The organism is Streptomyces sp. NBC_01446 (genome assembly GCF_026340095.1).
In the GTDB taxonomy this organism is placed as follows: Bacteria; Actinomycetota; Actinomycetes; order Streptomycetales; family Streptomycetaceae; genus Streptomyces; species Streptomyces aureus.
Window position 1 is genome coordinate 5543226 of the sequence record NZ_JAPEPO010000001.1, and the last position, 21140, is coordinate 5564365.

15 protein-coding genes are annotated in these 21140 nt (G+C 73.7%); 4 read left to right on the forward strand and 11 right to left on the reverse strand.

Annotated elements, in window-relative coordinates; translation table 11 throughout:
- Positions 1 to 460 precede the first annotated feature (460 nt).
- Entirely contained in the window at positions 461 to 805 is a 345-nt protein-coding gene (locus OG456_RS24780; protein WP_266569415.1) for a CU044_2847 family protein, read from the reverse strand.
- A gap of 266 nt (positions 806 to 1071) precedes the next feature.
- Here OG456_RS24780 and OG456_RS24785 point away from each other — a divergent pair, with 266 nt between their 5' ends.
- A complete protein-coding gene (locus OG456_RS24785; RefSeq protein ID WP_266564522.1) occupies positions 1072 to 4743 on the forward strand; it encodes a S8 family serine peptidase in 3672 nt (1223 codons plus the stop codon).
- Positions 4744 to 5216: 473 nt separating this feature from the next.
- Positions 5217 to 6089, forward strand: coding sequence for an LLM class flavin-dependent oxidoreductase (locus OG456_RS24790; RefSeq protein WP_266564524.1), 873 nt, complete (start codon positions 5217 to 5219; stop codon positions 6087 to 6089).
- 377 nt (positions 6090 to 6466) lie between these two features.
- Here OG456_RS24790 and OG456_RS24795 read toward each other — a convergent pair whose 3' ends face one another.
- Both OG456_RS24795 and OG456_RS24800 read right to left on the reverse strand, forming a co-directional pair.
- The gene (locus OG456_RS24795; RefSeq protein WP_266564526.1) at positions 6467 to 7819 is read right to left on the reverse strand and encodes a carboxyl transferase domain-containing protein; all 1353 of its coding nucleotides are present in this window, start codon (positions 7817 to 7819) and stop codon (positions 6467 to 6469) included.
- Positions 7812 to 9269 (reverse strand): acyl-CoA synthetase, encoded by a 1458-nt coding sequence (locus tag OG456_RS24800; protein WP_266564528.1) that lies wholly within the window; start codon positions 9267 to 9269, stop codon positions 7812 to 7814. Before OG456_RS24800 ends, OG456_RS24795 begins: the two co-directional genes overlap by 8 nt.
- A gap of 168 nt (positions 9270 to 9437) precedes the next feature.
- Between OG456_RS24800 and OG456_RS24805 the strand changes: the two genes are divergently transcribed.
- Together OG456_RS24805 and OG456_RS24810 are read left to right on the forward strand one after the other, a co-directional pair.
- A complete protein-coding gene (locus tag OG456_RS24805) occupies positions 9438 to 10148 on the forward strand; it encodes a FadR/GntR family transcriptional regulator (protein ID WP_266564530.1) in 711 nt (236 codons plus the stop codon).
- 72 nt (positions 10149 to 10220) lie between these two features.
- Positions 10221 to 11123 (forward strand): RimK family alpha-L-glutamate ligase, encoded by a 903-nt coding sequence (locus OG456_RS24810; RefSeq protein WP_266564532.1) that lies wholly within the window; start codon positions 10221 to 10223, stop codon positions 11121 to 11123.
- On the opposite strand, the gene OG456_RS24815 is transcribed toward OG456_RS24810, so the two are convergent.
- Genes OG456_RS24815 through OG456_RS24850 form a run of 8 tightly spaced genes read right to left on the reverse strand, consistent with a single transcriptional unit; the run spans position 11113 to position 20950 of the window.
- Entirely contained in the window at positions 11113 to 11712 is a 600-nt protein-coding gene (locus OG456_RS24815; RefSeq protein ID WP_266564534.1) for a hypothetical protein, read from the reverse strand. The genes OG456_RS24810 and OG456_RS24815 overlap by 11 nt on opposite strands.
- Before the next feature lie 32 nt (positions 11713 to 11744).
- Positions 11745 to 11975: a Trm112 family protein gene (locus tag OG456_RS24820; protein WP_100591888.1), complete on the reverse strand. Its 231-nt coding sequence runs from the start codon at positions 11973 to 11975 to the stop codon at positions 11745 to 11747.
- Positions 11962 to 12891 (reverse strand): hypothetical protein, encoded by a 930-nt coding sequence (locus OG456_RS24825; protein ID WP_266569416.1) that lies wholly within the window; start codon positions 12889 to 12891, stop codon positions 11962 to 11964. The genes OG456_RS24820 and OG456_RS24825 overlap by 14 nt, the downstream gene beginning before the upstream one ends.
- 14 nt (positions 12892 to 12905) lie before the next feature.
- Positions 12906 to 13637, reverse strand: a complete 732-nt coding sequence (locus OG456_RS24830) for a bifunctional 2-polyprenyl-6-hydroxyphenol methylase/3-demethylubiquinol 3-O-methyltransferase UbiG (RefSeq protein WP_266564540.1) — start codon at positions 13635 to 13637, stop codon at positions 12906 to 12908.
- Positions 13634 to 14932, reverse strand: a complete 1299-nt coding sequence (locus OG456_RS24835) for a condensation protein (RefSeq protein WP_266564542.1) — start codon at positions 14930 to 14932, stop codon at positions 13634 to 13636. Before OG456_RS24835 ends, OG456_RS24830 begins: the two co-directional genes overlap by 4 nt.
- Complete coding sequence (locus tag OG456_RS24840) at positions 14929 to 19056, reverse strand: alpha-(1->3)-arabinofuranosyltransferase (RefSeq protein ID WP_266564544.1); 4128 nt, start codon at positions 19054 to 19056, stop codon at positions 14929 to 14931. The genes OG456_RS24835 and OG456_RS24840 overlap by 4 nt, the downstream gene beginning before the upstream one ends.
- Positions 19053 to 19802, reverse strand: coding sequence for a bifunctional 2-polyprenyl-6-hydroxyphenol methylase/3-demethylubiquinol 3-O-methyltransferase UbiG (locus tag OG456_RS24845; RefSeq protein WP_266564546.1), 750 nt, complete (start codon positions 19800 to 19802; stop codon positions 19053 to 19055). Before OG456_RS24845 ends, OG456_RS24840 begins: the two co-directional genes overlap by 4 nt.
- Positions 19799 to 20950 carry a glycosyltransferase family 4 protein gene (locus tag OG456_RS24850; RefSeq protein WP_266564548.1) on the reverse strand — a complete coding sequence of 384 codons (1152 nt, stop codon included), beginning with the start codon at positions 20948 to 20950 and terminating at the stop codon, positions 19799 to 19801. The genes OG456_RS24845 and OG456_RS24850 overlap by 4 nt, the downstream gene beginning before the upstream one ends.
- Between the last annotated feature and the right edge of the window lie 190 nt (positions 20951 to 21140).

The window sequence follows — 21140 nt, forward strand, 5'->3', positions numbered from 1 at the left end:
CCGGAGTGGGCCGGGGGAATCACGCCCGGGTGGATGAGTGAGCAGGTCGGGCTCGAGGTTCCTGGGCAGGCAACGGATCGGCGGGCCGTGGACGCCCGCGCGGACGGCGAGGGCACGGTTTTGGAGGTGGGCCGAGACGACGTGCGGTGACACGTCGCTGACGACGGACACCGGGCGGCCGGTGGAGTTGAGCGTGCGGATCGGGGGGTCCGGGTCGCGTGTGGGCCGGGCCGTGCGCAGGGCGGGGGGAGGTCGGTGGGGCGGCCGGCCCAGCCGCCGTGCGACACGACCCGCGCCGGTACGGCGACCGCGCCCGCCTCGTGCGGGAACGTGACCGTGACCGGCGCGGCGCCGCTGTCCGCGATCACGTGGGCGCAGGTCACGACCTTGCGGCCGGTCACCACGAAGCCGGCCCCGATCTGGCGCCCGCACTCGATCCTGGCGTGCCCGCGCGCGCTGTTCACGCACCGTCCGTGGCCGCGCGGTCCGTCGCCGACCAGCTGAGCTTCACCACCAGATGGCCCTCCGCCGTGCCCTTGGCGATCACCGCGCCCGCCTCGGCGGACCTCTTCACACCGAACTCGATCTCCACACCGTCCGGCTTGAGCGGCCGCTCGCGAAAGACCCGCAGCGCCGACTCGGCCGCCGAGCGGGCCCCGTCGAGCGCGGACTCGAACGTGCCGACCGCCTGTGCCGTGGGAAGGCCTCCGCGCGCGACGAGCCGTACCCAGGATCCCGTCTCGTCGGACGCCTCGAAGACGACGGGCGCGCCGCCCTCGGTCTCGTACTCCATCAAACCGTCCATGCCGCCCGTGAAACCGGTCGAAACGTGTGGCACCCGCCTAACACCATTGTGGCCGAGGGGTGTTGGGGCTGTCAGCCGCACCTCGACGCCGGCGTCGGGATGGCGGCCGGATCGCGGCCGGATCGCGTCCGTATCGCTCCCTGGCGGGAAGGCGCCAGGGCAGCTTCCCGCCAGGTCCCGTCAATGTCGCTGTAACAGTGGGCACTTCACACTCTTCGCAGTGCTCGGGTAACACCCCGACCCGAGGCTTACGAAGAGAGGCAACGATGACCAGAGGACCAGCGAGACGGGGCGCGGCACTGCTGTCGGCCGGGCTCGCGCTAGCGCTGCTTCCGGGCGGGCAGGCCGTCGCCGGTGACACAGCCACCCCGGCGGCCCACGCCACCACGCCCGCCGCCCTCGCCGCTCACACAGTGACCCTGGTGACCGGCGACAAGGTGACCGTCACCGACCTCGGCGGCAACAAGAAGGCCGTCACCGTCGACCGCGCGAAGGGCGCGACCGGCGCCGTCAGGACCCAGGTGAACGACGGCAGGATCACCGTCGTGCCCGACGAGGCGCGCCCTTACCTGGCGGCCGGGACGCTGGACGCCCGGCTCTTCGACGTGAGTGAGCTGATACGCCAGGGCCTGTCCGACGCCAAGGCCGACGCGACCCCGCTCATCGTGTCGTACAGCGGGAAGAGTGCCCGCTCCGCGGCGCGCACTCCGAAGGGCGCCGACCGGACCCGCGCTCTCCCCAGCATCGGCGGCGCCGCCGTGGACGCCGGCAAGGGCCGCACGTTCTGGAACGCCGTGACCGCCCCCGAGGGCAAGGACTTCGCCGACGGCATCGGCAAGATCTGGCTCGACGGCCGCGTCAAGGCCGACATGGCCGAGAGCAACGAGCAGATCGGCACCCCGAAGGCCTGGGAGGCCGGGCTCACCGGCAAGGGCGTCAAGGTCGCCGTCCTCGACACCGGCTACGACGCCACGCACGCCGACCTCGCGTCCCGCGTCACCGAGTCCAAGTCCTTCATCGAGGGCCAGGAGGTCGCGGACCGCAACGGCCACGGCACCCACGTCACCTCGACCGTGGGCGGCAGCGGCGCCGCCTCCGACGGCAAGGAGAAGGGCGTCGCCCCCGACGCGACCCTCGCTGTCGGCAAGGTCCTCAGCAACGAGGGCTCGGGCAGCGAGTCGCAGATCATCGCCGGTATGGAGTGGGCCGCCAAGGACATCCACGCCAAGGTCGTCTCGATGAGCCTCGGTTCGTCCGAGGCCAGCGACGGCACCGACCCGATGGCCGCCGCCGTGAACTCGCTGTCCCAGGAGACCGGCGCCCTCTTCGTCATCGCCGCGGGCAACGCCGGCGCCCCCGGTTCCATCGGCTCGCCCGGCGCCGCCGACTCCGCCCTCACCGTCGGCGCCGTCGACTCCTCCGACCAGGCCGCCTACTTCACCAGCAAGGGCCCCCGCTTCGGGGACAACGGGCTCAAGCCCGACCTGTCCGCGCCCGGCGTCGACATCCTCGCCGCCCGCTCCTCGCTGGTCCCCGGCAGCGGCCCGTACACCACCATGAGCGGTACGTCGATGGCGACGCCGCACGTCGCCGGCGTCGCGGCCCTGCTCGCGCAGAAGCATCCCGACTGGACGGGCGCGCAGCTCAAGGACGGGCTGATGTCGACGTCCAAGGAGCTCGCCGACTCCGCCTACGACCTGGGCTCGGGGCGCGTCAGCGTGCCCGATGCCGTGACCGCGGACGTCACCGCGACCGGCAGCGCCGACCTCGGCTACTACAAGTGGCCGTACGACAGCAACAAGCCGGTCACGAAGACGGTCACCTACAGCAACTCCTCCGACAGCGCAGTGGAGCTGACGCTGGCCGCGGAGGGCGCGCCCGACGGCGTCGTCTCGCTCGCCGACAGCAAGCTGACCGTGCCCGCGCAAGGCACCGCCTCCACGACCGTGACCGGCGACGGCGTCAAGGCCGCCGTCGGGAACACCAGCGGGCGGATCGTCGCGTCGGTGGCCGGGAAGCCCGTCGCGCACACCGCGTTCGGCATGGTCAAGGAGGAGGAGCGGTACACGCTCACCGTCCATGTGAAGGACCGGGACGGCGCCCCGACGGCCGCGTATCTCGGCGTGCAGCAGCTCGTCGGCAACACCGATCCGTTCCCCGCCACGGTGGGTGACTCCGGCACGCTCCAGCTGCGCCTGAAGCCCGGCTCGTACTACGTCGAGTCCTACCTCGACGTGCACGGCAGCCACGGCAAGGACTCCCTCGGAATCGGCTACCTCGCCGACCCGACGATCAAGCTCGACCGGGACCGGGAGATCACCCTCGACGGGCGGCAGTTGAAGGAGGTCAAGGCCGACGTCGGCCGGACCACCGAGACCCGCCACCTCCTCATGGAGGCCGACCGGAAGGCGGGCGGCGCCGACTACATGAGCGCGGTCCAGGTGCCCGTGAAGTACGACAGCATCTTCGCGGCACCCACCCGCAAGGTCACCGACGGGTCCTTCGAGTACCGCACCGTGTGGCGCCTCGGAAAGCCCATGCTCCAGGTGGACGGCCTCCGTGAGGCCGTCGTCCAGCCCGGCGGCACCCTGACCGAGGGCCGCAGCAGGCTCGCCATCGTGGACGCGGGCGCCGGCGCGCCCGCCGACTACGCGGGCAAGAACGTGCGCGGCAAGGCCGTCCTCGTACGGCGCACCGACGCGCTCTCCCCGGCCGAGCTCGCCCAGGCCGCGCAGGACGCGGGCGCCAAGGCGCTGTTCGTGACCGACGACGCCGCGGGCCGGCTCAACGCCTGGTTCGGCACGGACGACGGCGACCGGCCGTTCCAGATCGCCACGGTCGACGCCGCGGACGGCGCGAAGCTCGCCGCGGACGCGAAGGCGGGCCGCAGCGTCACGATGACCGGCACCCGCAACACGCCCTGGGTGTACGACCTCACCGACGAGCACAAGGGAGCCGTCCCGAGCGGCGACCTGACCTACCGGCCCCGCACGTCCGAACTGGCCGTCCTGGACGCGAAGTTCCACGCGGTGAAGCCCCAGGAAGGCGGCGAGTTCCGCTACTCGATCACCGACACCTTCCGCATCGGCATCGGCTTCCTGCAGGCGATCGACTACCCGGCCGAGCGCACCGACTACGTCTCCACCGGCACCGGCCAGAAGTGGCACGAGTCCGTCCAGACGGGCCCGACCGACCTGGAGCAGCGCGGCGGCCTGGTCACGTACAAGGGCGGCCAGCGCTCCGAGCTCGACTGGTTCAAGCCGGTCTGGCACCCGTGGCTCGGCACCGGGCTCGGCTGGGGCCAGCAGCGCTCCGGTAACACCCTCCAGTTCAACGTGCCCGGCTGGGGCGACTCCGGTCCCGACCACACCGGCTTCGGCGACGTGTGGAGCGACGACTCCATGACGCAGAACTCCGAGGTGTACGTCGACGGGGTGCTCGCGGACCGCAAGAAGAGCTCCGGGGTGTACGTGTGGGACGCCGACCCGGCCGAGCACACCTACAAGGTCGTCACCGACACGACGCTCGACCCCGCGCGCTGGAAGCTGTCCACGAAGGGTCACTCCGAGTGGACGTTCAAGTCCGCCGCGACCTCGTCCGACCAGTGGACGTTCCTGCCGCTGCTCAACCTCGGCTTCGACGTCGACACCGACCTCGCGGGCAATGTGCGCGGCGGACACCGAATCCCCGTCGGGATCAGCTCCGAGTACGTCAAGGGCGCCCCGGACACCGGGAAGATCGGCGGCGGCACCCTGGAGGTGTCGTACGACGACGGCAAGACCTGGACGAAGGTCGCGCTCGACGGGCACGGCGCGTCCTGGAAGGGCACGCTGAAGGTGCCGGGCGACGCGGAGTACGTGTCGCTGCGCGCTTCGGCGAGCGACGACCGGGGTGGCAAGGTCACCCAGGAGATCGTCCGGGCGGTGGGGGTCAAGTAGCCCTTCCGGTAAGGACGTTCTGACCTGTGCGGGTGTACTGACCTGTACGGATGTCATGCCTGACCTGTACGGATGTCTGACCTGCACTGATGTCTGGCCGAAGGCCCGGCGCGGCAGCCAGCCGCGCCGGGCCTTCGCGTGCGTCTCGGCACCCAAGGTGTCCACCCAGTGATACGTCACTGTCCGCCATGCGGGAACGCCCTTGTGGGGGCGCCGTGGCCGCGGACAGGATGCGTGCATGGCTCCGGTACTCGTCTCGCGCGTGCTCGTCTCGCGCCGCCACGTGGATCTTCTGCGTGTGTCGACGATGCTCTGTCCGGCCGCTTCCGGCACCGACGCCCTTTCCTGAGGCGCTCCGGGGAGGCATCCCCTCGCCCGGCCCGCCAGCGTCCCGTGTCCTTCGAGCCGCTCCGGCGGTCCCGCGTCCGTTCCCGCAGTAGTCCACGCCCCCGCGCGATTCCCGAGGTGTCGTCATGCCCGAGAACCACCCTCTGCTGCACTGGTACCTGCCGGCCCGGCGGCCGGCCGACATCGATTCGCTGGCCCCCACGGCCCTGGCCGCGGAGCGGGCCGGGTTCGACTCGCTCTCGACGCCGGCCGGCGGTCCCGACCCGTGGGCGCTCGCGTCCGGGCTCTGTCGTCGCACCGAGCGGATCGGCTTCCTCGTCGCGCTGCCCACCGGCAGCGCGGGACCCACCGTCATCGCCCAACAGGCCGACGCGTTCCGCCGGTTCGCGGGCGGCCGCCTCAGGCTCGACATCGGCGCGCACGGCGCCGGGCTGACCCACGACCAGCGCTACGGACGCACCGACGAGGTGATGGCAGTCGTCCGCGACCTGCTCGACGGCAGGCGCATCGACTTCCAGGGCGAGCATGTGCAGGTCGAGGGCACGCGGTTGAGCGACCCGGCCGTCGAGCATCCGGTGCCGCTCTACTTCGGGGGTGAGTCCCCGGCCGCCGACGGCATCGCGGCCCGGCGGGCCGATGTGCGGCTGGTGCGGAGCGCGCCGCCGGCGGTCGTCGCGGAGCGCGTGGCCCGCTCGCGGGACCGCAATCCGCGCCTGCGGTACGGGCTCCGCCTGCGTCTGGTGGGCCGCGCCGAGGCGTCCGAGGCGTGGGACGCGGCGGACCGGATCCCGGACGACGGCAGGAGCGGACCGGCGGGGGACGCGGTCGTCGGTACGTACGACGAGGTGGCGCGGCGGCTGTTCGACTACCGGCAGCTCGGCATCGACGAGTTCGTCCTCTACGGCTGTACGGGGCCCGGCGAGCCGGCCCGCGTCGCCGGCGAGATCCTTCCGCGGCTGCGTGCCCTCATGGACGCGGCCGCGGTGTGCGGGGCGTGACGCGCGGCGGCGCCGCCTCCCCGTGGGACCGGGGGAGACGGCGCCGACGCGGTTGACTCCGCGTGACCTGTGCGCTCCGGCTCAGACGAGCCAGCCGACGAAGTGGACGAGGCCGGCGAGGATGTCGGTGATCAGGTTCATGGTGGTGCGTTCTCCTAGCGGTGTTGCATGTGTGGGACCAACTTCCCGGCCACGTATGGGACATGGACCGGGTGGCAATTATGGTCTGCAGCCCGTTGCTTGCGCACCGTAAGCATCGTTGGTCGCCGACGCCTCATGCAATTCCTCGCGGCACGATCACCTGTTCCAGGGAACAACTGCTCCCCTGTTCGTATTGGCGAGGGTTCGCGATGCCTCGTCAGGTCGTGCGGAGTTGCTCACGGCGCCGTCCCCGCGATGCCGCGCACCACGCCGAGATCCACCAAGTCCTGTGGCCTGAGACGGAGTTGGTCGGCCGTCGCGTCCGCCTCGTCCGGGTCGCGCTTGAGGATCGCGGCGGCGAGTTCGGGCGCGATGACGGAGAAGTAGCTGTCCGGCGTCGCCCACGTGTTCTCCGGTGCGGCAAGCGCGAGCGCTCCGCCCGAGCCGCCCTCGCCCACGACTAGCGTCGTGACCGGGACCGGCGACGCGGCGAGCGCCGTGAACAGGTCCGCGATGGCGGCGCCCGCCCCGGACCGCTCCGCCTCCGCGTCGTTGGCCGCGCCCGGCGTGTCCACCAGCGTCAGCACGGGCACGCCGAGCCGCCCGGCGAGCCGCACCAGGCGCGCCGCCGTCCGGTAGCCGGCCGGCCGGGTCGCCGTACCGAGCTGTGCGGCGTACGCGACCGTCCTGCCGTCCCGCGCGCTCTCCCCGAAACCGCACAGCACGCCGTCGTCGGTGCCGCCGCAGCGGTCGCCGGCGACCGTGACCCGGGACGTGAAGTAGGCGTCCAGGTAGGCGTCCGCGCGCGGCCGTTCGCCGGCCCGGGCGTGGCGGACGGCGTCGCGGCCCGTGGCGGGCAGATCGCCGCGGCCGAGCGCGTACGGGACCGGGGCGGGGTCGCCGGACGGGCGCGTGAGCAGCCGCAGCCACCCGGCGAGGGTTCCGGCCAGGTCGTCATGGCGCACCACCGCGTCGACGGCGCCGGCCGCGAACTGGCCGCGTGCCGAGTACGCCGCCGGGTCCGCGTCCGCGGGCCTCACCCGCGAGCCCGCGAAGCCCACCTGTGCCGACTCGAGCGCCAGGATCACGTCGGCGCCCGCGCCGAGCGTCGCCCAGCCGCCGCCCGTCGTCGGGTCGCGCAGGACCGCCACCTGCGCCAGGCCGGCCTCCCGCGTGAGCGCCGACTGCCGTGCCACGCGCTGGAGCTGGACCAGCGCCCGCATGCCCTCCTGCATCCGGCTGCCGCCCGTCGCGACCAGGGGCACGACGGGGAGCCGGTGCGCGCGGGCGAAGGAGTATGCGGCCTCTATGCGGTCGCCGGTGCGCTCGCCGAGCGAGCCGCCGAGGAAGCCGAACTCGAAGGAGACCAGTACGGCCCTGGTCCCGCCGACCGACGCCGTCCCGCACACCACGGACTCGGCCTCGCCGGTGCGGGCGGTGGCCCGTGCCCGCGCCGCGTCGTAGCCGTCCCAGGAGAGCGGCCCGTCGGGCGCGTACGTGCCGTGGGGGGCGGGCAGTTCGGTGAAGGTGCCGGGGTCGGTGACGGCGGCGAGGGCCTCGCGGGCGGAGAGTCGCACGGTGTCAGCCACGGGGGAGCGCCCGCTTCATGATCTTGCCCATGTCGTTGCGGGGCAGCGCCTCCAGATAGCGCACCACGCGCGGGCGCTTGTGCGGGGCGAGACGGTCGGCGACATGGGAGGCCAACGCGTCGGCGGCCGGGGGGTGTTCGGCGTCGGCCGGGACGATCCAGGCCACGATGCGCTCGCCGAGGTCGTCGTCGGGCTCGCCGGTGACGGCGGCCTCGCTCACCCCGGGGTGCTCCAGGAGCGCGTTCTCGATCTCGCCCGCGCCGATCTTGTAGCCGCCGCTCTTGATGAGGTCGGTGGCCTTGCGGCCCACGATGCGGACGTAGCCGTCCGGGTCGCGGACCGCCATGTCGCCGGTGCGGAACCAGCCGCCTTCGGCGAACGCGCCGGCCGTCGCGTCGGGACGGTTCAGATACTCGGTGAAGAGGTTCGGGCCCCTGACCTGGATCTCGCCGACCGCCTCCGGGTCGCCGGCCGGGATCTCCGTGACGCCGTCCTCCTCCACGAGCCGCACCGAGACGCCCGGCAGCGGCACGCCGACCGTGCCCGCCCGCGCCTCGCCGTCCGCCCGCACGCTCGTGTTCATCAGGGTCTCCGTCATTCCGTACCGCTCGATGACGCGGCGGCCCGTCGCGGCGGCGATCCGCTCGTGGTCGTGCACGGGCAGCGCCGCGGAACCGGACACCAGGAGCCGCGCCCCGGACAGGGCCTTCACCAGCTCCGGCTCGGCGGGCAGTGCCTCGGCGATGCGGTGGTACATCGTCGGCACCCCGAACAGCATGGTCGCCCCGCTGCCCAGCTCGCGCGCCACACCCTCCGTGCTGAACCGGCCCAGGTGGCGCACCGATCCGCCGCGGCGCAGCGGGCCGAGGATGCCCAGGATCAGGCCGTGCACGTGGAACAGCGGCAGGCCGTGCACCAGGACGTCGTCGGCGGTCCACTCCCACGCGTCCTGGAGCGCGTCCAGGGTCGAGGTGACCGCGCGGCGCGGCAGGACCGCGCCCTTGGGCGGGCCGGTCGTGCCGGAGGTGTAGACGACGAACGCAGGCGCCGACTCGTCCGGCTCGGGCCACTCGCGGGCCGGGCCCGACGCGGCGGTCGTGTCGATGTCCGTGCCGACGAACGTCAAGTCGCCGAGCGCGTCCGGGAGTTCGGTCCCCGGAGCGGCGAGCACGACGTCCGGGGCGCTGTCGGCCACGATGTGCGCCAGCTCGCCGCTGCCGGACTTCGGGTTGAGCGGCACCGCGGGCACGCCCGCGAGCAGTGCCGCGACGACGCCGACGGCGGTCTCCAGGGTGGGCGTCGCCCACACGGCGGCCCGGCTCGCGCCGTCGAGGCGTGCGGCCAGGGCTCCGGCCGCCGAGGCCAGCTCCCCGTAGGTGAGGGAGCGGTCGCCGAAGCGCAGGGCGGGGCGGTCGGGGTCGTGGGCCAGGGCGGGGAAGAGCAGGGACACGGGTGGCGCTCCTAGCGGCGGTCGACTGTGACGGCAGTGGCCAAGTGGCTGAACCAATGTGGGGGTGCCGTCCCTCGTACGTCAAGGATGCGCCGGAAGATTGGTTCAGCCACTGGGCCATTTCTTCGGTCCGCTGTTACGCTGCGGAACCCCAGGGAGGAGGGCCCCATGACCGACGCACTGCGGCCGATGACGGCCAGGCCGCGCCTGTACGAGCAGGTCCTCGACCGGCTGCGCGCCTACGTGGCCGAGGGCGGCCTGCGCGCCGGTGACCGCCTCCCGCCCGAGCGCGACCTGGCCGCCCGCCTCGGCGTGAGCCGCGCCTCCGTGAAGCAGGCCATCGTCGTCCTGGAGGTCCAGGGCCTGGTGGAGGCCCGGCACGGCGGCGGCACGTACCTCATGCGCGACAGCCTCGACGCGGAGCCCGTCGAGCGCATGGTGGAACGCAGGCGCCGGCTGCCCGACGTCCTGGAGGCCCGCGAGGCGCTGGAGACCAAGCTCGCCGAGCTGGCCGCCGAACGCCGCACCGACGAGGACCTCACCGCCCTGCACACGGCGCTCGACCGCATGGCCGCCGACATCGAGGAGGGCGGCCACGGCGTCGAGGGCGACCGGCTCTTCCACGCGGCCGTCACCGCGGCCGCCCACAGCGCGCTCCTCGCCGAGTTCATGCGGTCCATCGCCGACCAGGTCACCGAGTCCCGCACCGAGTCCCTGCGCCAGCCGCGCCGCCCCGCCCGCTCCCTCGCCCAGCACCGGGCGATCCTCGAAGCGATCGAGACGGGCCGCCCCGCACAGGCCGCGACGGCGATGCGGCGGCATGTACGGACCGTCGCGAAGGTGCGGCTCCTGGACTGGGACCCGGACGAGGGCGAGTAGCCGGTACCTGCCACGGGGGTTGTTAGCCTGCGGAGCGCTATTCGTACGACCGCACCGACGCATGGAGTTCCCGTGGCAGACGCCCCCAACGGCAGCACGAGCCGGATCGCTCTGGTCACCAGCCGGCCCGGCATCGAGATCGACGGGGACCTGCCGCTGCTCGTGAAGGCGCTGAGTGAGCGGGGCGCCGAGGCCGAGACCGTGTTCTGGGACGGCCCCGAGGTCGACTGGGCCTCGTTCGACCTCGCCGTCATCCGCTCCACCTGGGACTACAGCTGGCGCACCGTCGAGTTCGTCGCGTGGGCCGAGCGGTGCGGGGCGCTCACCCGGCTCGCCAACCCGGCGGACGTCGTGCGCTGGAACACCGACAAGCGGTACCTGGGCGAGCTGGCCGGACGCGGGGTACCCGTCGTCCCCACCCGTTACCTCGCGCCGGGCGACACCCCCGAGCTGCCCGCCGACCGCCAGTACGTGATCAAGCCGACCGCCGGTGCGGGCGCCCGGCTCGCCGCCCGCTACCGGCCGGCCGAGCGCGACACCGCCCTGCGCCACCTGGCCCGCATGCACGCCGAAGGCCGCACAGCGATGGTGCAGCCGTACGTCACGGACATCGACGTCACCGGCGAGCGCGCCGTCGTTTTTTGCGGCGGACGCTTCCTCCACGCCATCCGCAAGGGCGCCGTCCTCGCCGAGGGTGTGGCCTACGACGCGCACAAGACGCCCCACCCGGCGCTGGAGCCCTGGGAGCCCACGGCCGCCGAACTCGACGTGGCAGAGCGGGCGCTGGCCGCCGTGCCGGGCGCGCCCGAGCTGCTCTACGCGCGCGTCGACCTGGTCGACGGGAACGACGGGAAGCCGTGCGTCATGGAGCTGGAGCTCGTCGAACCCAACCTGTTCCTCGGGACGGTCCACCCCGGTTCCCTGCCGGTCGTGGCCGACGCGATCATCGAGGTGGCCGCCGGCGTCAGCCGGTGAGCGTCCAGCGCTGGAGCAGCCCGTAGGTGAACTCCGTCCTGACGTCCCGAAGTGTCCCCTCCGCGTCCGGCGCCGCGAAGGCGAGGCCCCAGCGCGTGGGCGCCGAGCCCTCCAGTGGCCGGGCCGGCGGGAACGCCTCGGACACCTCGTCCACGGTGCAGGACCAGGGGACGAGGTCGTCGAGGGTGCGGAGCGTGGGCGCGGGCGCGCCGGGGGCCCGGACCAGCCACTCGTTCCACACCGCGCCGTTGGGTCCGGCCAGCGCCTCGAAGAGCAGACCGGGCCAGAGCGGCACTCGCCATTGGAGGGCCTCGCAGGTCAGGTCCCCGATCTGCCGGGTGACGGTCCGTTCGGGGGCGCCGAGGAGCGAGCGGTACAGGGACCGCGTGGTGAGAGGGCCCCTCACATGGCGCCTGGCCTGGTAGCGGCGGTTCGCCTCCCGCATCTGCGCCACCGACGCGCCCAGTTCCCGGCGCGCGTCCTCCACCAGCTCCGGGTTGTGGTCCGCCATGCGGCGCAGCAGGACCAGCTGGAAGTCGGTGATCGTGAAGGGCTCACCGGTGGGGGCGGGCCCGCGTCGCGCTGACATACGGTCCATGGTCGCGCACGGCGGCCGCGCCGTCAGGGCGACATCCGATCGAGCAGCCGCTCGTGCTCGTCCTCCGGGACCTGCTCGCCCGACGAGGGCAGGAGCTGGGGGATGCCGTCGACGATCGGGTAGCGGCGCCGCAGCCGGGGGTTGTAGAGCGCCTCGCCCGACAGGAGGGCGTCCTCCTCGGGCGGGAGGAGGTGCAGCGGGCCCTTGTCGAGCGGGCAGGCCAGGATCCTCAGCAGCGGGTCATCGGGCTTCACGGTGGGCCAACTCCTTGGCGGGCGAGGGTGGTGGGGGCGGCTGGTCGTCGTGCTTCGGAATGAGGAGCAGGACGGACACGGCGAGGGCCGTGCCGGTCAGGCGCAGCGCCAGGGGCACCGGCTCGCGCGGCAGTGACTCGCCGAACGCGAGCGTGCCGAGCACGGCCGTGAACAGGCACGTCACCGTCGAGCACACCGGCACGATCAGGGAGGCCCGGCACCGCTGGAGCGCCGCCTGCGACATGACGAGCCCGAACCCGCCCGTGCACAGCAGGAGATAGGGGTAGGGCGAGGTCAGCAGGTGCAGCGCGGCCGCGCCGAGCCGGTCCGTGGTCAGATACCCGGCCACCCCCTTGATGGCCAGGGAGCTCACGCCGTAGAGCAGGCCCACCGCGACCCCGTACTCGACGCCGGTCGTCGGGAGGCGGTGCCGGCGGCGCGTCCTGCGTTCGGCGAGGCCGTACAGGAGGAGCCCCGCCGCGAGCGTCGGCACGCACACCCCGAGGATCAGCATGGCGGGTGCGCCCTTGCTGACCGTGTCACTGCCCTGGCGCAGGGACAGTACGACCATGAGGAGCGCGGCGAGGATCGCTCCGATCGCGTACCGCTCCCGGCCCGTCGTGCGTTCCCCGAGGAGCGCCGAGGACAGGAGCAGCAGGAGGACGAGGCCGGAGACGAAGATGGCCTGCGCGGCGGCGATGGGAAGCGTTCTGTAGACCGCGAGCTGTGCCCCGAACCCGGCGGCCAGTGCCAGGGAGCCGCCGAGCCACAGGGGACTGCCGGCGACGAGGCGCACCAGGTGGGCCGGGCGGCGCACACTGACCTGCGGCAGCGCGGCGAGTGCCCGCTTCTCCAGGACGAACCCGGTGCTGTAGAGGACGTTCGCGAGCAGCGCCGCGCCGACGCCCCACCACATCGCGGTCATCCCGCTCACGTCTTCCTGGCGTGCAGCAGGAGGATCGAGGAGAGGGACGGCGCCGCGCAGGCGAGCCGGTCCAGGGGGCGCAGCGGGCGCGGCACCCCGTGGAAGGGCGCGCCCGTGACCCGTACGACGTCGAAGCCCGCCGAGGCGACGAACGAGCGCAGCGCGCGGGCCGTGTACAGCCGCAGATGGCCCACGACCTCGCTGCCCGGGCGGCCGTGCACCCCGCGCAGGCTGACCTCGGAGAAGACGGGCTGCACTCCGGCGAGCAGCAGCGCCCGGTTGTACCAGGCGGCGAGGTTCGGCGTGGACAGCATGAGATGGCCGCCCGGGCGCAGGATCCGGCGGATCTCGTCGAGCGCGGCATCGGGGTCGACGAGGTGCTCGATCACCTCGCTGAACAGGACGGCGTCGGCGGATCCCGCCCCGAACGGCAGCCCGCTCGCGGTGAGTTCACCGCGCACCACGTCCGGGATGCGGGCCCTGGCCCGCTTGAGGGCGTCCTGCGACCAGTCGACGCCGACGATGCGGTGGCCCGCGAGGAGCGGCGCCGCGGTGGCCGCTGCCTGTCCGTCGCCGCAGCCGATGTCGACGACCGTGGCAGGGAAGGGCGCGGGGCGGCCGAGCGCGGCGGCGAGTGCGCGGGCCTGGCGGTGGGAGCGCTGTTCGCCGGAGGCGACCGGGGTTGCCGGGTCCTCGTAGAAGTCCCGCAGCCCGGGCGGGGCGGACGTGGTGGTCATGGCGTCGCCTCCTGCGTCGCGTGCAGGTAGTGCTCGAACAGGTCCCGCAGCCGGTCGCCGTCGCCCGGTCCGAGAAGGGTGCGTGACCAGCGCAGGGCGAGGTGCAGCCGGCCGGCCGTGGACGCGGTCGTCACGGTCAGGCCGCGCGGCATGCGCGCGGGTGCCGAGAACCAGACGGCGTGGGCGCGGCCCGCGTCAGCGAAGTCGAGCGGGTAGGGGACGCGGCCGATGTTGCTGAGCAGCGTGGTCGACGTCCAGGGTGCGGCGGCCCTGCGCAGCCCGCGGGTGACCGCGGCGCGCCAGGCGACCGGGGCGAGCGGAGCGGTGAGGAGGGCGGCGCCGTGACCGAGCTGAGGCCGGTCGAGGGCCTTGAGCGCGCGGGTGCGGACCGAGGTGCGGTGCAGCAGGAGCGGAATGCCGGTGGCCGTCAACTCCTGTGGTTCGAAGGTGACGTCGACGAGACGGGTGCCGTTGCCGATGGGCATCTCCGCGCCCCGGGGCCGGTCGTCCACCGGCATCGTGATGCGCAGGGGGCGCGGGCGCGCGCCGTGCTCCCTGTTCCAGTGCGTGATCATCAGGGCGGTGGCGGCCATGAGCTGGTCGTTGACGGTGTACGGGGCGCCGGCGGGCCGGTGCGGCACGGGCAGGTCCGCGACCAGGAGACCGTTGCCGGGCGCGAGTGCGGGTGAGGTGTCGGGGGTGCCGGGGGCGACGCGGGCGGGCGGGGTCCACGGCGAGGGCCCGCGCAGGGCGGGCCCCGGCGCCCCGGGCGGCGCCCGGTGTGGCGGAGGCGCGCCAGGGGCGTCGTCGTGGCCCCCGTAGATCTCGGCCGCCGTCGCGAGGACGCGCAGACAGGCCGGGCCGTCCAGAGCGGTGTGGTTGATGGTGAGGAAGAGGACCGCGGCACCGTCCTCCCGCTCCCGCACCACCTCCAGACGGACCGGCGGCGACGCGGTCAGCGGCGGGGCGTGTGTCAGCGCGCGCGTCCGGGCGTCCTTGAGCGCGTCCGGTCCCGGCGGCGGGAAGGTGACCACGTCCACATCGGGGCCGCGGGTCAGCTCCCACTCGTAGCGCCGCCGGTACCAGGGGCCCGCCGCCTCCCGCATCAGGATGCGCGGATGGCGGCGCAGCGCCTCGGCGAAGGCGGCCGTCAGCCGGGCGGGGTCCGGGGCGCCCGGCAGGTGGACCTCGATGTGGACGGTCTCCGGCTCCTCGTCCTGGAGACAGTGCCGGGCGACCTCGTCGACCAGGGGAAACGGGACGCGCCGCGGCGCGACGGGGGCCGGCACGCTCATGCCGATCCTTCCTGCGAGGGGCCGCCGGGCGGCCGCGACGGGTCGGCCGGGGTCCTCGCCGGCCTGTGAGTGGTCGCCAGCGCCGCGAACAGGGCCACCAGTGCGAGGAGTTGGGCCGCAGGGCCGAAGGCGCCCGCGGACGACCGGGGCGGCTCCCCGGCTCCCACCGCGGCGGCGATGCCCGCGCCCACCATCGCCAGGAACGCGATCGGGACGAGGAGCGCGTGCCGCCGCCACGCCACGAGCGCGAGCGCCGGGACGAGCAGCGCGAGCGGACCCGCGATCACCGCGCCGACCAGGGTGAGCGCCACCGTGCCGAGCGGCAGCCCGGGCGGCGGGGCGGGCGGCGTCACCTCTGTGGTCGCGGCGCGCCGCCGGAAGAGGGCGATCCCGGCCAGCGCGAGCACGCCCGCGGCCCCGCCGAACAGCCCCGCCTCGTACGTCCGCGCCGGTTCGTAGCTCAGCTTCACGGTGCCGCCCGCGCCCTGGGGGACGAGGAAGCCCTGCTGCCAGCCGTCCAGGCGCAACGGGGTCAGTTCCTTGCCGTCGAGGGTCGCCTTCCAGCCGTCGTTGACGTTCTCGTACGTCGTCAGATAGGTGGCGGGGCCGGAACCGACGGTCACCTCCCTGCGGTCGCCGAGCCAGTCGCGGACGCGCAGGGCGCGGCCGGCGGGCGGGGTGGTGGAGGGTGCGTCGGTGCGGGTGAGGGTGGCGTCGGTGAGGCGGAGGGGGCCCTTGTTCTGCGGTGTCTCCAGGGTGTGGGGGCCGGCGGGGAGCGCCAGCGACGCAGGGGCCTGCCCGCACAGGGTGACGGCGATGGGGCGACGCTCCACGAGGTCCCTGACCGTTCCCTTCGCGCCGGTCCGGTGGCGTGTGCCGTCGACCGTGACGTCCGGTCCCGTGCCGCAGGGCAGGCTGAACGTGCGGGTGGGCGACGGCTGCGGCGTGCGGTACCGGTCGAGCGCCGGGAGGTACGCCTCCGTCAGGCCGACCGGCAGTTGCAGATCGGCGTCCGCCACCGGGTTGTGGACGGTGAGGGGCGCCGTCGCGGTAACGGTGATGTCCAGGCGGTCCGTGGTGATCGGATCGAAGCGGGCCACGCCGTTCTCGTCGACGCCCGCCACGGCCGCCCCGTCCGGCGAGCTGATCTCGATCTTCTCGGGGCGGGTGGAGAGGCCGCCGGCGGCGGCGAGTACGACTTCTCCCACCGGCTGCTCGTCCGGCCAGCGCAGATGGATGGTGGGCCGGTCGCCCGCGATCCACGCCGTGGTCAGGTCGCCGTCCGTGAGATTGCGCGCCGACAGGTCCCCGCCGAGCGCGGACGTGGAGTCCGCGGTGGCCGTGATCCGGCGGCGCTGATCGGGCGCCACCTCGTAGAGGAGCTTGTCGAACGCGTCGCCCGGAGCGGGCCGCGCGCTCGCCTTGAGGGTGTACGCGCCGCCTTCGGCGGTCGTGAACCGGCGCCCGAGGTTCGGCTCCTCGGCGGTCGCGTGGAAGCTGAACTGCTGCGCGTCCGTGGAGTCCTGAGGCAGCCGAAGCAGCCGGGTCACCTGGACGCCCGGGATATCGACGTCCGAGAAGCCCGCGCCCGCGAGACCCGTGTGCCGCGCCTGCGCGCCCAGGATCGTGATCCGCAGCCAACTGCTGTTGCCCGCCGGTGCCCTGACGGTCTGACGCTTGCCGTTCGGCTGAAGGGGCGAGGTGGCCGAGCCGGATTCCGTCTGTACGCGGATCCGGGTCGGCGCGGCCCTGACACCCTCCTGCGGCAGGGGAGTTATCTGGAGCGTGCCGGGCACGGGCGTCTTCGAGGAGAACGCGATCCGCAGCCACTGCCCGTCGGGCGTGCCCGGTGTGCCCTCCGCCCACGCCGTGTCCGGGTTCCCGTCGAACGCGTTCACCGGGTCGTACTGCGGCAGGTGGAACAGCCAGTTCCCGCTCGACGACGCCGTGACCTGCGCGGCGCCGCGCAGCACGGCGGTCGTCTGATGACGGATCCCGTCGCCCGGCAGGATCTGCCGCGGCTTCGCCCCCGCGTCCTGCGTGCTGTCCGGGGAGTTCCGCTCGGTCGGCGTGTACGTGTACGAGGTGTTGGAGCCGACCAGACCGAAGCGGGTGTCGGCGCGGCGAAGGCCGTCACCGGCCGTGCGCAGCGCGGGCGTACCGATGCCCGGGTGGTTGTCGCCCGCCAGGACGGTGGGCCTGCCGCGCATCGCCGGGTCGGCGGACAGCGGCAGGAGCGACTCGGGGCCCCCGCTGACCTCCGCCGTGCCGGAGACCGGCAGCAGGGCCGCCTGGCCCGGGCGCCGAGCGGAGCCGGGTGCGTAGATCTCCACCGCCCGCTGGCGCGGATACAGCCCCTCGACCTGGAGCGGGGTGCCCTCGGCGATGCGCCCGCCGGTCGTGATGGGCCCGAATCCGGTGATGCGCCGGTACCCGGACTCCTCCAGGGTGCGCTTGACGGTCGCGGTCGGTACGTAGCCCAGCTGGTCGGGGTCGAGGTCGTTGCGCACGACGACGAAATGGAGGCCCGCCCGGCTCAAGTAGTCCTGGAGACCGGGGACTTCACCGCCTGTGGTCAGAGCCTGCTCGACGGCGTCGAGGGCCCGGCGGTTGCCGGGCGTGCCGAAGGGGACGTAGTCGCGCTGCGCCCAGCGCGAGTCGGCGAGGACGTCGAGGGGCTGGTCGATGGGGGAGCCCCAGGTGTAGATGCCGTGCGCGGTGGCGGGCACGACGAGGGCGCGCGAGTCGGGCGAGTTCTTTTTCAGCCAGTGCGCCGTCGTGTCCCAGTACGCGGGCAGGGAGCGGAACGAACCCGGTTGCAGGATCGAGCCGTTGAGGTACGGCCAGGCGAGACCCGGCAGGATCAGCACCGCCGCCAGGAGGGGCGCGTACCGGCGGAGGCGCAGGGGGCGGGCACCGCGCGGCTCGGTCGCGACCGCCGTCACATGCATCAGCCCGAAGGCCAGGGCGAGCCCGAGGCCGGTCTGGAACTTGTAGATGTTGCGGAACGGGACCAGGCCGCCGTTCAGCCAGGACTGCACCGTGGAGTGGAAGGGTGCGCCGAGGGCGCCGCCGTAGCCCGCGAGGGTGATCAGCGCGACCGTGAGGACCGTCAGGACGAGCCAGCGGCGCTCCGGCAGATCGCGGCGGGCGAGCCCCGCGAGCCCGAAGGCCGCCGCGAGCGCCGACCCGACGACGGTCACGGCCGCCGTCGCGACCGTCCAGCCCGCGGGCAGCCAGGCCTCGCCGAAGTGCAGGTACGCCACCCAGTTCCCGGCGCCGCGCAGGGACTCGGCGGCCGACATGGTGCCGGTCGTGGTCTGTGAAGTCTCCACGTACGGAAGGAAGTTCTCGCCGTACACGCCCAGGAGGAGCAGCGGCAGGATCCACCAGGCCGTCGCGAGGATCACCGACGGGGTCCACCACGCGATCAGCTTGCGGCGGCGCGGGCCCGCCGGGCGGGAGAGGAGGTAGAGGCCCACCGGGAGGAGGGAGGCGAGAGTGGCCGCCGCGTTCACCCCGCCCATGAACGGGATGAGGAGCGCCGAGCGCGTCGCCGCGACGCGCGCGCTCGTGCGGTCGTTCGTGAGCGGCAGCAGCACCCACGGCAGGAACGCGCCCGGCAGGGCGGCCGCCGACGTCGAGCCGACGACGATCGTGAACGCCGGCCACAGCGCGTAGGCCACCGCGCCGAGCAGTCGGGTCCGCGGGCTGCCGATCCGCAGGCGCTCCGCGAGGCGCAGGGCACCCCAGAACGCCACCGGCACGATGATCGACAGCCACAGCCGCTCGGCCAGCCACACCGGCAGATGCGTCAGCCGCGCGAGCCCGTAGTACGGCAGCATCGGGAACGAGTAGCCGACGTACTGGTCGAAGATCCCGCCGAAGCCCGCCCGGTCGTGCCACAGGTCGCCCAGGTCGGTGAGGAACTTCCACGGGTCGAGCGCGACACCCAGCTTCGTGTCGAACGTCATGCGTCCGGGCGACACCGCCACGAACAGCACGAACAGCGTCGCCCAGAAGGCCAGCAGCCAGCGCCGTGAGCGGGGCCCCCGCCCGTGTCCTGGCCGGGAGGGGGCGGGGCGGGCCGCCGCCGGGGGCGGCGCCTGGACCGTGCTCGTCATGGAGAACACCGCCGGAGGATGAGGAGGAGGTTCCAGGTGGCGAACTCGCGCACCCCCGGCACCTTCGCGACGGTCGCCGCGAGGAACGGCCAGTAGCGGGAGCGCGCGGAGACGACGGTGATGTCGTCACGGGCCCTGACCTGGCGCAGCGTCGGGCCGATGTGATGCGCGAAGAGGTTCTCGCCGAGCGTGTGCTTGGGCGGCCTGCCCGTACGCCGCTGGTAGCGGGCGCGGGCCCGGTCGGCGCCCAGGTAGTGCCAGGGGGCCCACTCGTGACCGCCCCACGGGGAGAGCCAGTTGGTGAACGAGAGATAGACGATCCCGCCGGGCCGCGTCACCCGGACCAGCTCGCTGAGGAACGTCTGCGGGTCGTCCACGTGCTCCAGGACGTTCGAGGAGAACGTGACATCGGCAGCGCCCTCCGCGAGTGGCAGCAGATAGCCGTCCGCCACGACAGCGGGCGCGGCCGGCCGCGCGCCCAGCTCCTGCGCGTCGGGTTCGAAGAGGAAGCCGTGCGCGCCGCGCCGCCGGAACTCCCGCGTGAAGTAGCCGGACCCGCCGCCCACATCGACGACGACCTTCCCCGCGACGCCCCCGCAGACCGCCTCGACCTGGTCGGCGGCGTCGCGGGCCAGCAGGGAGTAGCAGGCTTCGGGGTCCTGCTGTTCGCGCAGGAACGCGCGGAACAGGGCGAGCGAGCGGCGAAGCGACGGGTCGGGCGGGGACGTCCGTGTCGAGTGCGTCATGGCGCGGGGCTCCTCACCGCCTCGGCGGCCACGGCTCTGAACTGCCGGACCGTGTGCGCCCAGCGGAAGGTCGCGGCGCGCTCCTCGGCGGCCTTGCCCATCAGCCGGCGCCGCTGTCCGGACAGGGCCAGCGCGCACCAGGCCGCCGCGAACGACGACTCGCCGCGTGCGAGAAGACCCGTGACGCCGTCCTCGACGGAGTCGCGCAGCCCTGGCACGTCGAAACCGATCGCCGGGGTCCCGCGCGCGGCGGCCTCCGTGACGACCAGGCCCCACCCCTCCACGGCGGAGGGGTGCAGCAGCAGCCACGCCTCGCACAGCAGCCTGTTCTTCTCGGCCTCGGAGACATGACCCCTGAACTCGACTCCGGGGCCCGCGAGTTGTTCGAGCCGGTCCCGCTCGGGTCCGTCGCCGACGATGAGGAGCCGGCCGCCGGTGACCGGCCGCACCCGCTCCCACAGGCGCAGCAGCAGATCGATCCGCTTGTACTCGACGAGCCGGCCCATGGCGAGGAAGAGCGGCTCACGGGAGCGGTCCGCGCGCGGGCCCGGCTCCTCGACGCCGTTGTGGACGACGCGGATGCGTTCGCGTTCGACGCCGAGTGCCCGCAGCGCGGTGGCCGTCGACGGCGAGACGGCCACCAGCAGACCGCGGCGCTCGGCGCCGGACAGCGCCCAGTGCTCCAGTCGTCGCCCGAGCCGTGCGGCCGGCGCGAGCGGCCCGCCGAAGCGCATGCGCCACAGATCGGTGTGGACGTGGTTGACCAGGCGCAGCGTCGGGCCGCGGTGCCACAGCGGCGCCAGATACGGCATGCCGTTGCACACCTCCACGAGCAGGTCGCAGTCGCCGACCTGGCGGGCGAACGCGGAGCGTGCCCGCAGGTAGTGGCCTAGGTCACCGCCGGCCGACACGACGCGGTAGTCGCGGAACGCGGCGGGCCCGCCGCACAGCAGCGTCACCTCGTGGCCCAGGCGGGTCAGCCCGTCGGCCAGTCGGTCGACGAGGAGTTCGGAGCCGCCCGCGGCCGGGTTGCCGAGGTCGCGGTGGGCGAGGAAGACGATCCGGCGCGGCGGTGGGGGAAGCGCCGGGTGGGGACGTGCGTCGCCCGGGTGGGGCGTGCGCAGGGGGGTGGGCACGTGCTGGGGCATGGGTGCTCCAACTCGTCTCGGGGTGCGGAACTGTGTGGGGGGACTTGCGCGGAGCGTTCGGGGACGACGCCTTTGCGGACGCCGTTGCGGGGACTGGTTCAGGCTGCGGAACGGGGTGCCGGGGCGGCTGTCACGAAGGAGCTGTGCCGGGGCTGTGCGGGGGCCGTGCATGAACTGTGCGGGGGGTGGG

Coding starts and splice junctions, on each gene's coding strand:
- OG456_RS24830 (WP_266564540.1), bottom strand. CDS start 13,637: ATGACCACCACGTCCGCCCCGCCCGGGCTGCGGGACTTCTACGAGGAC.
- OG456_RS24785 (WP_266564522.1), top strand. CDS start 1,072: ATGACCAGAGGACCAGCGAGACGGGGCGCGGCACTGCTGTCGGCCGGG.
- OG456_RS24845 (WP_266564546.1), bottom strand. CDS start 19,802: ATGACGCACTCGACACGGACGTCCCCGCCCGACCCGTCGCTTCGCCGC.
- OG456_RS24840 (WP_266564544.1), bottom strand. CDS start 19,056: ATGACGAGCACGGTCCAGGCGCCGCCCCCGGCGGCGGCCCGCCCCGCC.
- OG456_RS24780 (WP_266569415.1), bottom strand. CDS start 805: ATGGACGGTTTGATGGAGTACGAGACCGAGGGCGGCGCGCCCGTCGTC.
- OG456_RS24805 (WP_266564530.1), top strand. CDS start 9,438: ATGACCGACGCACTGCGGCCGATGACGGCCAGGCCGCGCCTGTACGAG.
- OG456_RS24815 (WP_266564534.1), bottom strand. CDS start 11,712: ATGTCAGCGCGACGCGGGCCCGCCCCCACCGGTGAGCCCTTCACGATC.
- OG456_RS24850 (WP_266564548.1), bottom strand. CDS start 20,950: ATGCCCCAGCACGTGCCCACCCCCCTGCGCACGCCCCACCCGGGCGAC.
- OG456_RS24825 (WP_266569416.1), bottom strand. CDS start 12,891: ATGTGGTGGGGCGTCGGCGCGGCGCTGCTCGCGAACGTCCTCTACAGC.
- OG456_RS24835 (WP_266564542.1), bottom strand. CDS start 14,932: ATGAGCGTGCCGGCCCCCGTCGCGCCGCGGCGCGTCCCGTTTCCCCTG.
- OG456_RS24790 (WP_266564524.1), top strand. CDS start 5,217: ATGCCCGAGAACCACCCTCTGCTGCACTGGTACCTGCCGGCCCGGCGG.